This is a genomic window from Nonomuraea sp. NPDC049400 (assembly GCF_044466425.1).
Classification (GTDB): domain Bacteria; phylum Actinomycetota; class Actinomycetes; order Streptosporangiales; family Streptosporangiaceae; genus Nonomuraea.
The window spans coordinates 14,438-28,938 of record NZ_JBITMP010000056.1 but is presented as its reverse complement, the minus strand read 5'-3'; the positions used below and the strand labels follow the sequence as shown (position 1 = coordinate 28,938).

Below are 14,501 nucleotides of genomic sequence, written 5' to 3'. Positions count from 1 at the left end.
GTCAGCGGGGGAAGCTGTGTGGTGTTTTCGCGTTGAGGTGCCCTGGCGCTTGGGAGGAAAAGCCTTAGGTCGAGGCGCTCATGCAGCTGCCGCAGAGTCTGGAGCGACGTCTGGAGGAGAGGTGAACGACCAGCTGTGTGGTCTGGGCATCAGGTTGCTGGCGCGCTGGTGTGCCTCTGGCCGCCAGCCGATGTCGACCCGGCACCGGCCTGGCCCCGGCTGTCTGGCCGGCACTCCGGCGAGCTGTTCGAGTCCAACCGGCGAGCTGCCCGGCAGGCAGCGGACGCTGCGCCAGCTACGGAGCGGCACTCGAGCCGAACGCGCCGGCCTACGGCTGATACGAACCACGGCTGGTGCCGAGGCAGCCGACGTCGTCCACCCCGTCTGGCAGGTGCGTCACGGCATGTAAGGCTGCGCAGCCTGGAGTGTGAACCTGCGTGACGATCACACCGTTATCCACCCAAAGCACCACGGCCATGCTTTCGTCGTTCGTGGGCGTCGCCTTGCAGGAGAAACACCAGCGCCTTTCCGTCTGGGGCCGATCAGTAGTCACGGCCACCGCCACCATGCGCGATCCGGAATATCACGGCCCCACGCTACGATCACCAGGCCCATGCTCGGACACGTTAGTGCTGCGGCCCTACGATCGCGGCTTAGCGGCGTGTTGGCTCATCGGGAATGGGACGGAATCGGCGCGTCAGAGACGCGTGGGCGTTTCAGGGTCGGGTAAGGCTCCGCTTGTGCGATGCCCAGCGTGCGGCTGGGCGCTTCCTTCGTGCGGGCCGGCCGCCCTGACGACGGCAGGGCGGCCTTCACATCCTCCAGCCGCGATAGCTGCACATGTCACGCGATAGCTGCACATGTCAGCGGGCCGGTTGGTAGCTGGTCTCAGCGCAGCAGGGGCTCGACGCCCATACCGTACGGGCTTCGCCCGTACGTCCTTCCAAAGAGGATGTTTTCGAACCTCCGATGGGGTCGGGCTGCACCCGGACCGCCAGGGCTCAGCCCAGCGCGTCCATCAGGGCGATGACATAGGCGTCCAGCCGCTCCTCCACGGATCGCGTCGTCAGCTCTGCTCTGCCTGCCTCCCATCGTTATCTGGGGTTGTTGAGCGAACCTGCTGGTCAGCTGCTTGAAGGCCTGTCAGTCACGTAAGGCAAGTAGGCTGCCCTGATCTGCTCTGGCGGTCACGGTTGGGCAGTGGGTTCGTCGCGGTCTGCCGCTGCCGCGGGACTCGTTGCCGCGCGAAAATCCGGTTGCTTGCTGGTGAACGCGCCAGCAAGATCAGGTCATGACCACCATGCATGAGGCATCCGGATGCATCATCGTGTCGGGAATGCCGGCGGCGGGGAAGTCGACGGTGACCGGGCTGGCCGCCCGGCTCCTGCCTCGGGCCGCTCGCGTTAAGGCCGATGACGTGAGTGAGATGATCCTCCGCGGCGGTGTCTGGGCCCTGGGTGAGCCTAGGGAGGAGGCCGTCCGACAGGTGGAACTACGCAACCGCAATCTGGCTGCGCTGACAGCCAACTTCGTCGATTTCGGCTTCAGCGTGCTGATGGACAACCTTGTCGTGGACCGGGCGGAGCTGGACTTCCTGGTCGGCCTGTTGGCGCCGCGCCCGGTGCGACTGGTCACCCTCGCGCCGGGGGTGGAATCATGCCGCAAACGCAACGCGACACGGGATCCGGAGGAGCGCACGGAGTTTGACGACTATCACCGCCTTGAGGCCGATCTGCGGCGGGAATTCGGCGATGTCGGCTGGTGGTTCGACACCTCCGCGCTCAGTCCCGAGGAGACCGCCGAACGGCTCCTGCGGGAGGCGTCTCAGCTCCCGCCGCTGAGATGAGGGTGGAAGAGGGGGCCGTCATGGCGCTCCTTAATGCGGCGAGAGGGCTTTAACTCGTTGCTGGCTCGGCGAGCCGGGCCTCCAGATCGGCGATCATCTGGGCCAGCAGGCTGCTGTTGTTGTCCTGTCGGACGACCTGCGGGCCGACCTTGTCGATGCCGGAGATCGCCTTGATGCACTCGTCGGCGGCCTGGGCCATCGTTTCGAACTCCTTGCGGGCGATCGAGCAGGAATTGGCGGCCTCGAAGGTGGTGGCGCGGTGCATGTCCTTGACCGACGTCATCGCCGCTCGTGCGGCGGACATGGCGTCGCGGGCACTGAACTCATCGCCGTGCCCTGAGCGCATGTAGCGGGTGACAAAGACCCGGCGACGGGCCGGGTCAGCCGACGGCATGAACCTTTCCAGACGGTCACCCCGGTTGGCCGCGATCACGCGGACGACGCGGACGGCCCGCCGCAACCGGGGGCCGTTGGCCATCCCGACGCCGGCGGCGATGTCGGCATAGCTGAGCTCGCGCCCGTGGTTGCTGCGCAGCCAGATCATCACGTCCGCGACGTCGAACTCGGCCTGGGTCCAGCCCATCGCGTCACGCCGCCGGCTCATAGCAGCCCGCCGCTCTCGTCCAGGAACTTCGCCAGCGCCGCGTCGTCCAGGGCCGAGCCGGTCGCGATGTCACGGACAGCGGTGATGGCCGCCTCGGCTCCGTCGCAGAGCTCGGCGATGGCCTGCGCGCGATCGGCAGTGAAGCGGATCTGCTGCTTTTGCAGCAGCGACAGCGCCCGTGAGGCGGCCATGCGGATCTCGGCCATGGCGTTGAAGACGTCCATGGACGCCCCGGCCTCGGTTCCGTCACGCGCTGATCGGGCCTGGGCGGCGAACGTCTCCCGCTCCGAGCGCCGGGCCTCGTCGTAGTCGCTCTGCCGCTGCCTGGTGACCTCAGCGGCCGCGGTGCGGTCGGCCGCATCGGCGGCGGCCTGGCGAGCCTCAAACTCCTCCAGGGCCTCCCGCGCCGCCGCCCGGGTCGCCTCGTCGGCCAGCAGGGCGGTCTTGACCGCCGTCGGGTGGGTCATGACGTAGCTGATGGCCGAGGGGCGAGTCCCGGCCTTGGCCGCCTCCCGCTCGATCGCCTCGCGCCGCTCGGGCGAGATGTTGCGGGCGTCCCAGCTGCGGTAGTAGCCGTTCTTGCCATAGAACGGATACTGCTTCTCATCGGGGAGCTCGACGTCCGCGCCCGGGTGCAGGTCGAGGGCGGGCGGGACGACGCCGTCGGTGGCCAGGCGGTTCCATGCCTCCCAAAGGGCCATGACCCGCTTGGCGCTGGTGCCGGCCCGGCGGGCGAACTCCCGGGCGCTGATGCGCCGGAAAACGTTTCGGTCGAAACGTTTCGTGGACTCCTGTTCGAATCCGACGCCGTGACCGTTGTCGGGTGCGACTCGTCGGGCGACCAGGTAGGCCATCAGCCACGGGCCTTTGCGCTCCAAGGTGGCGAACTGGGCGATATCCGCGCCGAGGGCCTCCTCACCGTCGTCAACGGCCTGCTCGGGCGGGTGCTGGCTCATCGCGCTGTCGCCGTCTCGCACTGGGCTCGGCGCTGCGCCGGGACGCCGACCGCGCGGATCGCGGTGACCTGGCGTGCCCATTTCATGAACACGTCCAGCTCGTCCAGCGCGACGGCGGCGTCGGCCTGCTGCGTGACATCCAGCTGCACCAGGCGCGGGAAGCGCTTGGCCAGGCGGGTGGACTGCTCGGCCAGGGCGAGGAGTTCGGCGACCAGCGCGGCGCCGGTGCTCGCCTTGGCCGTCGGCCGCGCAGGCGGCTCGGTGCGGCGCCCGGCCTTCTGCTCGGCCTGCTGGGCCCGCCGCCGATCGAACTCGGCGGCCAGGTCGGCCCGGATCGCGCGGTCATCGGCGACCAGCACCTGGACGAGCTCGTCCCGGTGGGGGCTGTGGTGCACCTCGGTGACGTAGTCGATAACGCCGTCGCTGTCGCGCGCCGCGGGGTCCATGACCGCGGCCAGCGGAGGCGCCGTGCCCAGAACGGTCTGGTAGGTGGCGTGGTTGACCCGGTCGACGCCTGCCGCCTTCGCGTCCTCGATCAGGCGCAGCAGCTTGACGTAGCCGGGATCGAGCACCTGGCCGCCTCGGGTGCGCGCTCCCTCGCGCAAGACGGTGTAGGAGACGAACACGCCAGAGTGCTCCAGCAGCGTCCGCAGCGCCGGCGTAACCGCGGCCGCCGTCGCCCGCCACTCCTTGGCAGTGCTGAGGGTCAAACCGACCCGCTCGCAGAACTCCCCGAGAGCCTCACCGCCGTCCGCCCACTCAGCCGCCAGAAGGTCGCCGATCGCCAGCTGATTGTGGCGGCAGCCGATCATCAGACGGCGGCATTCGTGGACGTCGTGCTCTGTGAAACGCATGCGAACCCCTCACCGGACGAGCCAATGGACGAGCACGCAGTGTAATCAGTTGCGTACGGATCTGTTTGCCGAATCTTTGCCTGGCATGAACACCGGATCCTCACCGGTCGCGACTGGCCTCCTTGATCATCTTTTTGAGGGCTTGCCGGGCGGCGGTCAGGTTGTCCTCGGCCTCGGTCACCCTGGCCCTCAGCTGCGCGTTCTCCGTCCGTGCGGCCTCCAGCTCGGCGGCCAGGCGTTCGGTGTGGGCCAGCAGCTCGTCGATCCGTGCCGTCAGCTCCCGGGTGCCGGCCGTCTCCAGCGCCGCCCCCAGGTGCCGCTGGACGGCGGCCTTGAGCGTGTCCCGCTCCGCGCGCAGCTCCTTGTTCTGCGCCCGGGCCAGCTCCAGATCGCAGGCCAGGGACGCGGCCGAGGCATTGGCCCCCGCCGCGGCGGTGCGCCGCGCCGCCTTGGCCTGCCCGGCGATCGCGGCCTCGATATGCTCGCGGACACCGTCGGCATAGACCAGCCAGTGCGACACCCCGGCCGCCCGGGCGACACCGCGGAACGTGATCGGCTCCCCGGCGGCCTTCAACTCCTCCAGCACGACCATCACCCTGCCGCGCTTGACCTGGCTGTCGCTGCGCCGTGAGGCGCGCAGCACCGCGCCCGAGGCGCGCCCTGACCTCTTCGGCGCCCCGCTCATGCGCTCTCCTGCCCGCGCCGGTCGAGGAAGCGCGGCATGCCCAGATCGGTGAGGCCAGCCTGCTTGGCCCGGACGATGCGCAGCACCTCGGTGGCCTCCAGCAGGTCGGCCCGCTCCTGTTCGGGCAGCGCTTCCAGCTTGGCCCGGGCGATGTCGGCGATCTTCTCCATCGCCTTGATGTTGTCGTCGAAGTTGCGGATCACGAACTCGTCGACCTCCCAGGCGATCGCCGTCTCCCGATCGGCCCGCATCGCCGCGATCTGCTCTTCCATCGCGGGCAGGTGCGAGGGGTCGGGGGTGAAGAACCGGCAGGCGGCGCACTGAAAGCGGATCACGCAGGCCTTCCCACCGGCCCGGACGTTGCTCGGCTCCTCGCAAAGGCCGAAGGGCACCGCCACCGACCGCGCCTCATAGGCGACGCCGGAGCAGGCCGGCCGAGCCCGTCCGGCGCGGTCGAAGGCGTGACGGGAGACCACCTTGATGGCCTCCCGCTTTCGTTTGAGGGAGACTAACGGCACCGTCGGATATCAGAACTGTCCGAATGCCTCTGGTTTTCAGGATTCCTTGCGGGCGATCAGCACCTCCAGCGAGACCGGTTCGACGAACCGGCCCTCTTGATCGAGCGAGTGCAGTGTGTCGGTGACAGCTTGTTCGAAGGCGGTCTGTTGGTCTCCGAGGAGACGTCGGAGTGGCAAGGAGGTCGAGTAGAGGTAGCCGATGATCTGTTCCGGTGTCCAGGTCCGTTCGAATTTGTGTACGACGCGGTCGAGCTTTCGGAACGCTGATCGGGCCAGCAGCATCTCGTGCGGCTCGTGAGTATGGGTGTCGATGACGTTCTTCGGAGCGATCTTGGGGATGGGGCCCAGGAAGCGGTGCTGTATGTCCTCGACGGCGTGCTGCCAGGTGGTGGTCGGTCGGACTAGGCAGCCGTCGTTGGCGATCACGATGCCGCCGTCGTCGTCGACCATGCTGGCGAGGGCGGTCAGGACTTGTTCGCGGTCCATCCAGTGAAACGAGCGGCCCATGGTCACCAGCCGGAACTGTCCGAGGCGGCCGGGGAGGTCCGTCGAGCTGCCCTGTGCCCAGGTCACGTTGGTGACCTGGGCTGTCTGTGCTTTGTTTGAGGCCTCGGTGAGCATTCCGGGTTCGGGATCCACGCCGATTGCCTCGGTGACGTGCCGGGCCAGCGGGATGGTCAGCTGGCCGCTGCCGCAGCCCAGATCGAGGAGGCGTCCGGTTCCGTTCAGGTTGAACCGTTGGATCAGGTCGTCGAAGAATGCCTGCGGGTAGCCCGGGCGGTAGCGCGCGTAGTACCAGGCAGTGCCTGCGAACAGGTGCTGGTTGGGTGAATCGCCGGAATTGGTCATGGTTCACCTCGGTGGTCTTGCTGGCTTCGGCGGCTGATGTTGGCGGCGTAGGTCATCCAGTCGCCGGAGGAGGCGCGTTGCCAGGCGACGGCGACGTCGATGTGGATGCCGAGCATCCGGGCGAGCAGGGCGGCGGGGAGTTCGGTGGCGAGTTGGAACAGGGCGGTGAAGCGTGCTTGGCCGGGTTGGATTCCGAGGTCTTTGAGGCGTTTCCCGAGGTGGGTGGCGCTGATCGGACGGCCGGGTTGGCCTCCGGGAAACAACCAGGGTGAGGGGTTGGCGGCACCGGTGGTGGCGTGTCCGCGTTTGCCGTCAAGCACCCGGCGGGCGAGGTCGGCGACAGGGCCGGGCAGAGTGATGGGTGTCGTCCCGAACTGGATCGTCACCGCGGTGTCGCCGAGGGTGACGTGGTCGGTGGTGAGTCGGCTGATCCGGGCGGTGGGCTGGGCGTAGAGCAGGATGAGCAGGCCGGCGAGGCGGTCTCGGGGGCCGATGGTGTCGTCGTGCAGGAGTCGGCGCGCGGCATCCCATCGGGCTTGATCATCCATGGGGCCGGTGGGGCCCTGCCACTGGGTGGCGGGGAAGGACAACGTGGTGAGGCGCTGTCGGGTGGCCCAGCGGACGAAGTGGCCGGCGTGGTAGTGGTGGGAGGCCGCCTCGTCGCTCAGCCATAGGTCGAGATCGGCCTGGCCACAGCTCTCCAAGGCCAGGTCGCGGGCGGCCAGCCAGTCCAGCAGGGCGACGGCGGATCGGACGCGCTGGACTACGACGCTGTACTGCTCGTTGGTGGTGGCGCGTCCATTGTTGCGGCGCCGCAGTCGCCGCAGCAGGTGCCAGACGGCGTAGCGGTGCAGGAGCCTGCGCTGGTCGGGATCGGTTCGTGTGCCGAGGACCTTGTTCAGGAAGCGCTCCAGGCGGGCCATCTGTTCATCACGCGCCGGCAGGGTCCCGGTGGCGACCAGCACGCTGCGCAGGTGGTTAAGGATGATGCGTTGCGGCAGTTCGTCGAGGTCGGCGTGGGTGAGTTGACGGCGGCCCGTGGCGATGTCGGCCAGGATGGCGGCGACGGGCTCCTTGGCGAGCCAGCGCAGTGCGGTGCCGGGCGGGTCGGTAGCGGCCAAGGCATTCCGGAGTGGAAGCAGGGCAGGATAGGTAGCGCCGTCCGGACCGGTCATCAGTTCCCGGAGCCGCAGTTCAAGACGGCAATCGACGCAATGACCCGGCCGTGGGCTGGTCTCGCAGATGCGGCAGTCGGGGAAAGCCGGGGCGGTGCAGTCGTGGCAGAGCGGCTGGTCAAGGCTTCCCGACCGGATCGGTTTCACCTGGCCGCAGCGTGAACAGTGTGCTGACAGATGCTGGCAAGGCGGACACCACGGCAGCCCGGTCAGCCGGGAGGTGCCGCAGGGCCGGTGCTGCCCGCAGATCGAGCACGTCGCCGTCGGGAGCGGCGGGCAGCTGGGGCAGAGCGGCCCGTGCGGGCTGCGGGTGCCCACCATGCGGCGGCGTCCGCAGTTCACGCAGACCTCGAGATTGGCCGGGTCACTAACCAGGCAGTTCGGGCAGATCGGCCGCCCTTGGTCGTCGCGGGAGGCGGCCTCGCGGACCGTGCCGCAGCCGGAGCACGGCTGGGCCCGGGACTTGGCCACGCAGCTGCGGCAAAGCCACCGTCCATCGATTGGTCGGTGTAACTTGATGCCCCGGCCGCAGTGCGGGCACGCAGGTCGGACGATCCGGGTGGCGCCCGCCTCGCAGAGCTTGTCGATCAGCCGCAGCACCGACGGGACGGGTGACTCGGCGCCCGCTCCGGTGAGCAGGCCGGGCCGGTCCTGCACCGCCCAGGCGAGCTGGTGGCGCTTGCCCGCCTGGGTGGCCGCCGTGTGCACCGCCGCGGTGATGGCCTCGGCCGACACGGCGGGATCGAGTGTCGTGACGACCTCGATCACGATCTCGACCGGATCGCGGCCGCCGTCCAACCCAGTGCCGGGACCGCATCTGCTGCACCGGGGCTGCCCGTCACGGTCCCGCGAGTGAACGCGGGCGATATCGCCGCAAGTCGCGCACGGCAACCGGATAGGTCCGCAGACACCGCAGTACCAGTCCTCACCACGGCGCTGCAGTGTCCGCAGCGCTTTGCCGCACTCGGCGCAGATCGGCGGCGAGGTGGCTGTCGTACCTGCCTTGACCAGGGCAATCAGCAGGTCTCCCACCACCCGCGGTGCGGGCGAGCGGCCATCGGTGAGGACCGCAGGCCGCTCGAGCAGGGCCTGGGCGAGCTTGCGGCGCTTGGCCCTGCCACCGGCGACTCCCACCACCGTCGCCTCGACCAGGTCACGGCCCAGCCCCGCCTCGATGCCGATGATCAGGTCGACGGTGACACCGATCGGATCGCTAACAACCTCGGGAATCTCCGTCATCACTCAGCCGTCGGCCCGGGTGATCCTGGCCCGCCTCGGCCGCAGGTCACCGACACCGGCCTCACCCCCGACCACCTTGGCCTTCTTCGCCTGCCCGGCGGCGGCCACCGGTTCGATGAGGTCGTCCATCGTGCAGTCCAGGATGTCCAGCAACGCCATCAAGATCTTCAAGCTGAGCCGCTCGGGCCGCTCGACGACCAGGCGGTAGATCTGGCTGGAGGACAGCCTGATACCTCGCTCAGCCAGCGGGTCGAGCAGGTCGGTGGTGGAGAACATGCCCCGGGTGGCCATGACCTGCCGCAGATGCCACTGGTAATCCAGCTTGGCCGTCACCGCTCCTCCTTGCGTCGAGGCCGACCATCGTGCTCGGTATCAAGGGCCGGGGCCAGCGCCCGACGCAGCGCGGTGTTCATGAAATCGTCGCTGACGTGGGTATACACCGCTGTCGAGCTATCGCTCTCGTGACCCACCTGGGTCTGGATGAACCGGCGGTCCACCCCGTCCTCGGTCAAGTGCGTCACGTAAGAATGCCGCAGACTATGGACGACCAAAACGTCGGGCAGGCCCAGGACATCCCGGTAGGCGACGAAACGGGCGTTGATCTCCGCCGGCTTCACCCGCCCGCCACGTTCGGTCACCCACAACGCCGGATGATCGGCGCAGCCGAATCGGGGCCGGACGTTCTCCACATAGTCGGCCACCGCCTCCACCGCCCAGTCCATCACTGACAGCACGTTGCGCCGTCGGGGCGGCTGGCCTTTCTTCGCCTTGCCGTACCGGACGTTGAGCATCCCGTACCGGCCGAACTCCGGCGCTGCCGGGTTGCGCCCGAAGTCCACCATGTCCAGCTTGGCGGTCTCGGTGCGGCGTAGCCCCCAGCCATAGATGACCTTGAACAGCGTCGCGTCCCGGTACGCGGCCAGCGCACCCTTCCGCTTCGACTTCACCGCCCGTTCCACCTGCTCGTCGGCGTAGTCGAGGAACCGCTGCAGTTCCTGGCGGGTGAACGGCCGCGCCTCGGGATTGCCCTCGTAGTCGTTGAGATGGGCGATGGTGTTCCACTCATGCGCGATCGCCACCGGATGCTGCCCGGGGCCGAACGCCTGCTCACACGCCACGCCCCAGCCGTAGCGACCATCGATCAGAAACTCGGTGAACTGCCGCAGCGTGCACTGGTAGGACCGGACCGTCGACGGCGCCAGATGCAGCTCGGCCGTCAGATGCAGCGACCACTCATCCATGTGCCCCGGCGACCACGCCCACGGATACTCGTTGGTGAACTCCAGAAACCGGCGCACCAGCCGCTCCCGCGGCACGATCGTGCCTTCCTTCAGCCCCCGCGCCGTCTGCTGCGCCCGCCAGCCCCTCAACATGGCCTCGAACATCGCGTCCTCAGGGCGCAGCTGCACCACACCCGAGACCAGTTCCATGTGAGCCGCACCCGCCAGCTCCGCCCTGCGTCGCACCTCTCCAGACCGTCCCTTCTGAAGAGCAGATCTTGCATCAGATGGGATAGATCTGGCAAACTCGCTGATCAGGAAGCCAAGACCCGCGCCTCCGGAAGCCCGTCATGGACCTTCGGCGACCTGCCAACCTGCGACATCTCGCCCGTCTGATGCAATTCCCAAGGGTCGGTGAAGTAGCCGGCCGTGGTGTTCGTCGATCGATGATCCATTAATTCGCGCAGCACGTCGATCGGCACTCCCGCATCCGCGTGCCTCTGGCAGTAGGAGTGCCGGAACGCGTAGGGGATGATCTGGGAGCGGTCGAACGGCAGCCGCCGCCCGTCCGGGCCGAACTCCTCGGCCAGCAGGGTCGGGACCGCATCGGCGAAGGCCCGGATGATCGGCGAGATCTGATCGGATTCCAGGTGCCGCACCTGCCCGAACTCACCAGCCGGCGGGAACAGGAACCCTTCAGACCCGGTCGGCAACTCGATCGTGGCGCGGACGGCCAACCAGGTGTGGACGGTGGCCACTGTCTCGGCCGGGATCGGCAGCCGACGCCCGTTGCGCAGGCCCTTGCCGTTGTCCCAGCGCAGCAGCCACCCCTCGCCGTCCTTCTCCAGGCAATCGACGTCCAGCTGCGCGATCTCGTAAGGGCGGCGGCCGGTGTCGCGCAGCAGCTCATAGATCGCCACTGACATGGCGTGGACCTGCTCGCTCGACAGCCGCCCGTGGCGGATGCCCGCGCCCAGCAGCTCGGTGTGGGCGTCCAACTGGGCGATCATCGACTCCGGGATGGCCTTGCCGATCTCGTCCTCGTTCGGATCCGGCTGCTTGATCACGTGACTGGGATGCCGGACGAAACCGGCCGACATGCCGGTCAAGCGGTCGGTGAGCCGACCCCAGTCCAGCACCTTGAACCACATCGACAACAGATTGGACTTGTGCTTGAAGCCCATGTCGCCTCCGTCGGCTTTGACCAGGTGCTCAAAGCCCGCGACGACCGCGTTCATGTCGGCGAACCCCAACGCCGCGACATCCAGTCCGCCGCCGGGGCGCCCGTCCAGCGCCCGGGCCGCGGTCTGGGCCGCCTTGTGCGCCCGGCGGACCTCGCTGGTCGTCGGCCTGGTCTCACTGATCCAGGCCACCAGGATCTCCCGCAGCCAGCCCTGCCGGATCATCGAGATGTCCAGATCGCCGGGCCGGGCCGTCGGCCTGCCGCGCTTGCCCCGGACGCCGAGATCGGCCAAATCCAGGCTCGGCCGGCTCGCCGGATCCACCCCGCGGAACCGGTCGAACGCCGCTCCCACCACCCGGAACGTCTCGCGCAGCAGCGCATCGACGTTCGCCGTCGCCCGCCGCGGCAACGCCCCCAGCGAGAACGCCGCGATCGAGGCGACCTGACCCCTGGCCAGCACCTCGACCGACTGGCGGACCGCGGTCGGGTCCAGCCGCTGCCCCCGCGAATCGCGCGTGGCCAGCGCGAACAACACCTCGCAGCGGACCAGCGGCTGCAGCGGGGCCAGCGAGAACTGGTTGACGATCAGGAACGAGGCCTGACGCTCCAGCCAGGCCGCGTCCACCTCCTCCAGGCCGTCGGCCTTCAGCCGCCGGGTATGCAGGTCGCAGATCCCCGAGCCCGGCCGCCCATCACGCGGGCAACCGCCCACCAGGCAGGACGGCAGCGCCTCGTAAGGCGTCGCGGCGGCGGCCCAGGCCTGCAGGTCGTCAGCGCCGGGCCGCCTTCGCAGCATGTCCTTGTGCCGCAGCGACCCGTGCGCGGCGCAGAGCCCCCACACGGCTCCGTCCCGCGGGCAGCCTGCCACGATGCAGGGCCGGGCCCGGCCGTCGATCACCCGGTTGCGGTCCGGGACGAAGCCGGCCCTAAACTCCTCGATCGCCAGCCCCGACTTGCGGAACGCCTTCTCGCAAAGATCACACATGATCTGGGTGCGCGAGATCCGGTCGCAGGCCACGACCGTGCAGCGGTAGGCGACCGTGCACCGGTTGTCGACATCGCCGGTGAACAGCCTGGTTGCCGCGTCCCACTCCCCGGGCCGCCAGGGCGACGGCGTGTTCGCCGCCAGCCACCCCTGCCAGGCTGCCGCCTCCGCCGGCGTCAGCACCCCCGCGGCCGTCCCGCCCTCTCCCGCGCCCGCGCCGGGCAGAGCGATCACCGTGCCGGTCACGACCGCGCCTGCCTTCTCGCCTCAGCCACCATCTCGACGGCCTCGCGCTTGTCGGAGTCGGTGACGTGGGAATACACGTCCTGCGACGACGCCGAGACATGCCCGGCGATCTCCTGGACCACCCGGCGGTCGACCCCGGCCCGCCGCATCGTCGTGATCGCCGAATGCCGCAGCATGTGCGGCCGGGCCCGGAACCCGGCGCGCTCAGCCAGGCGGCAAAACAGCTCGTGGGCGTTGTCGTACTTCATCGGCTCGCCCAGCGGGGGGTGGAACAGGTTGACGAACACCAGGTCGGTCCCGGCGGCCTCGTCGACCTCGTCCCGCTCATACTGGTAGTGCGAATACGCCTCGATCACCTCGCGCTCCACCGGGATCACCCGCGGCTGCCGCGCCTTGGCGAACGCGCCGTTGGCGTTCAGGCGCCGCCGGACGTGGACGTGCGGCCCCTCGTGCGGGCAGCCCAGCAGCCGAGAGTCCGGCAGCAGGTGCATGTCCTCGCGGCGCAGCCCTAACGCCTCACCAATCCGCATGCCGGTCCCGGCCAGCAGCTGGATCAAAAAGGCATCGCGGGCGTGCCGGGCCAGGCCGAGCAGCACGCCGATCTCCTCATCTGAGAGCCACTCATAACCGGGGACCGCGACCCGGAACTTGATCGTGCGGGCCATCACCGTCCGGTTCTGGCCGTCCTCGCCCGCGTCGAACCCGACCGGCAGAAAGCGCAGATACTTCGGCTGGGTCAGCGCGTTGACCACCGTCGGCGGCACCCACCCCTGCAGACAGCACCATGACAGGAACTCCCCGACCGTCCCCATGATCGCGTTCGCGGTGCCCTCGCTGCGATACCGCGCCGTCGCCCCTGGCCTGCGCGAGCGCGCCGGCATCGGCTCGTCCACCAGCCACCGCATCATCGCCATCAGCTGCGCCAGACTCGGGCTCGACCAGTCCACCCCGTGGCCCCGGCAGTACGACAAGTACAAAGCGATCCGGCCCGCGTACGTCTTCTCGGTGTTGAACGCCCGGCCCGCCCCGCGCAGCCCCGCCAGATACGCGCACGCCTCGACATGCAACTCGAGGTCCTCATCGACCACCACCCACGACACCGACTCGTCGGCGGCCACCGCCCGCTCAGGCCGGAAGAAGCGAGGCAGCGCACCTGACATGGCTGACATGCCTGAAGACCCCTGGATATGTGTAAGGCAAGTACGCGCCAACCTTACTTGGCTGACATGCCTGACTACAAAGAGTCACCCCAGATAACCGCCATGGCTGCGACACCGACTGCACTTCTTCTGAGCAGGCCAGCGCGTCCCGCACCTGCCAGTACAGCCGCTCGCTCGTGGTCGCAGCCAGCACCCCGCCGGCTTCCTCATACGCCTCAGCGAACCGCAGACCCCACGCCGGTCCGTGCAGCAGCGCGAGATTGGTGGAGCAGTGCGCGACATCGAGGTCTGCCGGGCCCCAGGAGGTCGCGGCCCAGTCGACGACGCCGGTGATCCGGGGACCTGCCGGGCTTGAGGGCGACATGGCGAACAGCACGTTGCCGGGCTGGAAGTCCCGGTGCAGGAATCGCCCTTCATAGGGCGGCGTGGGCCTGCGGATCACGTCGATCGCCGCGGCCCATACCGCCGCGTCGGCGCCCTTCGGAACCACGACGGTGTCGGCGGTCGTCAGCGTCACATACTTCTGGGGCCGCTCGGCGGGCCGCAGCGCGTGGATGGCCACGAGTTGACGGGCCAGCAGTGGGACGCGCGTCTCCACTCCCTCATCGTCGAGGACCGTCCGGCCCGTCAGATGTGTCATCAAGAGCGACGGGTACTCGCAATGCGCGGCGGTTGGATCAACCGCGACCAGTTCAGGAGCCGGCACGCCGGTCCCCGCCAACAGGGTCAGAGCTCCGGCCTCCCTGTTCAGTCCGCCCTCGGCGCGCGCCACGTAGAACGGGTCGACGTAACTCCGCAGCACCAGGTCACGCGTGCTTCCGTCCTGAGTGCCGATGGTCAGCCTCCGCATGTCAGCAGTGATGCCGCCGTGTAGCGCCTCGGTTTTGACTATCCGTTCGCCGACCTCCAGATGCCGGCTCACCCAAGCCAATGTCAACGGTCGGACAGCCGCCTCGTCGTGGTTGATCATCGTGCCATCTC

General features: G+C 68.7%; 13 protein-coding genes. 1 reads left to right on the top strand and 12 read right to left on the bottom strand.

The window, feature by feature from the left end:
- Positions 1–1,291: 1,291 nt before the first annotated feature.
- Positions 1,292–1,846 (top strand): AAA family ATPase, encoded by a 555-nt coding sequence (locus ACIBVN_RS49910; protein WP_397148097.1) that lies wholly within the window; start codon positions 1,292–1,294, stop codon positions 1,844–1,846.
- A gap of 49 nt (positions 1,847–1,895) precedes the next feature.
- Here the strand turns inward: ACIBVN_RS49910 and ACIBVN_RS49905 are convergent, their stop codons facing one another.
- The 12 genes from ACIBVN_RS49905 to ACIBVN_RS49850 all read right to left on the bottom strand — a co-directional run bounded on the left by ACIBVN_RS49905 (position 1,896) and on the right by ACIBVN_RS49850 (position 14,490).
- A complete protein-coding gene (locus tag ACIBVN_RS49905; RefSeq protein ID WP_397148095.1) occupies positions 1,896–2,450 on the bottom strand; it encodes a hypothetical protein in 555 nt (184 codons plus the stop codon).
- Positions 2,447–3,406 carry a hypothetical protein gene (locus ACIBVN_RS49900; protein WP_397148093.1) on the bottom strand — a complete coding sequence of 320 codons (960 nt, stop codon included), beginning with the start codon at positions 3,404–3,406 and terminating at the stop codon, positions 2,447–2,449. Before ACIBVN_RS49900 ends, ACIBVN_RS49905 begins: the two co-directional genes overlap by 4 nt.
- On the bottom strand, positions 3,403–4,260 hold the full coding sequence (locus tag ACIBVN_RS49895) for a hypothetical protein (protein WP_397148091.1): 858 nt from the start codon (positions 4,258–4,260) through the stop codon (positions 3,403–3,405). The genes ACIBVN_RS49900 and ACIBVN_RS49895 overlap by 4 nt, the downstream gene beginning before the upstream one ends.
- A gap of 100 nt (positions 4,261–4,360) precedes the next feature.
- Positions 4,361–4,945 carry a DUF6262 family protein gene (locus ACIBVN_RS49890; protein WP_397148089.1) on the bottom strand — a complete coding sequence of 195 codons (585 nt, stop codon included), beginning with the start codon at positions 4,943–4,945 and terminating at the stop codon, positions 4,361–4,363.
- The gene (locus tag ACIBVN_RS49885; protein WP_397148087.1) at positions 4,942–5,463 is read right to left on the bottom strand and encodes a hypothetical protein; all 522 of its coding nucleotides are present in this window, start codon (positions 5,461–5,463) and stop codon (positions 4,942–4,944) included. The genes ACIBVN_RS49890 and ACIBVN_RS49885 overlap by 4 nt, the downstream gene beginning before the upstream one ends.
- A gap of 36 nt (positions 5,464–5,499) precedes the next feature.
- Positions 5,500–6,312, bottom strand: coding sequence for a class I SAM-dependent methyltransferase (locus ACIBVN_RS49880; protein WP_397148085.1), 813 nt, complete (start codon positions 6,310–6,312; stop codon positions 5,500–5,502).
- Entirely contained in the window at positions 6,309–8,726 is a 2,418-nt protein-coding gene (locus ACIBVN_RS49875) for a hypothetical protein (protein WP_397148083.1), read from the bottom strand. The genes ACIBVN_RS49880 and ACIBVN_RS49875 overlap by 4 nt, the downstream gene beginning before the upstream one ends.
- Positions 8,727–8,729: 3 nt before the next feature.
- Positions 8,730–9,059, bottom strand: coding sequence for a helix-turn-helix domain-containing protein (locus ACIBVN_RS49870; protein ID WP_397148081.1), 330 nt, complete (start codon positions 9,057–9,059; stop codon positions 8,730–8,732).
- Positions 9,056–10,156, bottom strand: a complete 1,101-nt coding sequence (locus ACIBVN_RS49865; protein WP_397148079.1) for a tyrosine-type recombinase/integrase — start codon at positions 10,154–10,156, stop codon at positions 9,056–9,058. Before ACIBVN_RS49865 ends, ACIBVN_RS49870 begins: the two co-directional genes overlap by 4 nt.
- Positions 10,157–10,260: 104 nt before the next feature.
- Positions 10,261–12,360, bottom strand: a complete 2,100-nt coding sequence (locus ACIBVN_RS49860) for a tyrosine-type recombinase/integrase (RefSeq protein WP_397148077.1) — start codon at positions 12,358–12,360, stop codon at positions 10,261–10,263.
- A complete protein-coding gene (locus ACIBVN_RS49855) occupies positions 12,357–13,520 on the bottom strand; it encodes a tyrosine-type recombinase/integrase (RefSeq protein ID WP_397148075.1) in 1,164 nt (387 codons plus the stop codon). Before ACIBVN_RS49855 ends, ACIBVN_RS49860 begins: the two co-directional genes overlap by 4 nt.
- Positions 13,486–14,490, bottom strand: a complete 1,005-nt coding sequence (locus tag ACIBVN_RS49850; RefSeq protein ID WP_397148073.1) for a phosphotransferase family protein — start codon at positions 14,488–14,490, stop codon at positions 13,486–13,488. The genes ACIBVN_RS49855 and ACIBVN_RS49850 overlap by 35 nt, the downstream gene beginning before the upstream one ends.
- Positions 14,491–14,501 lie beyond the last annotated feature (11 nt).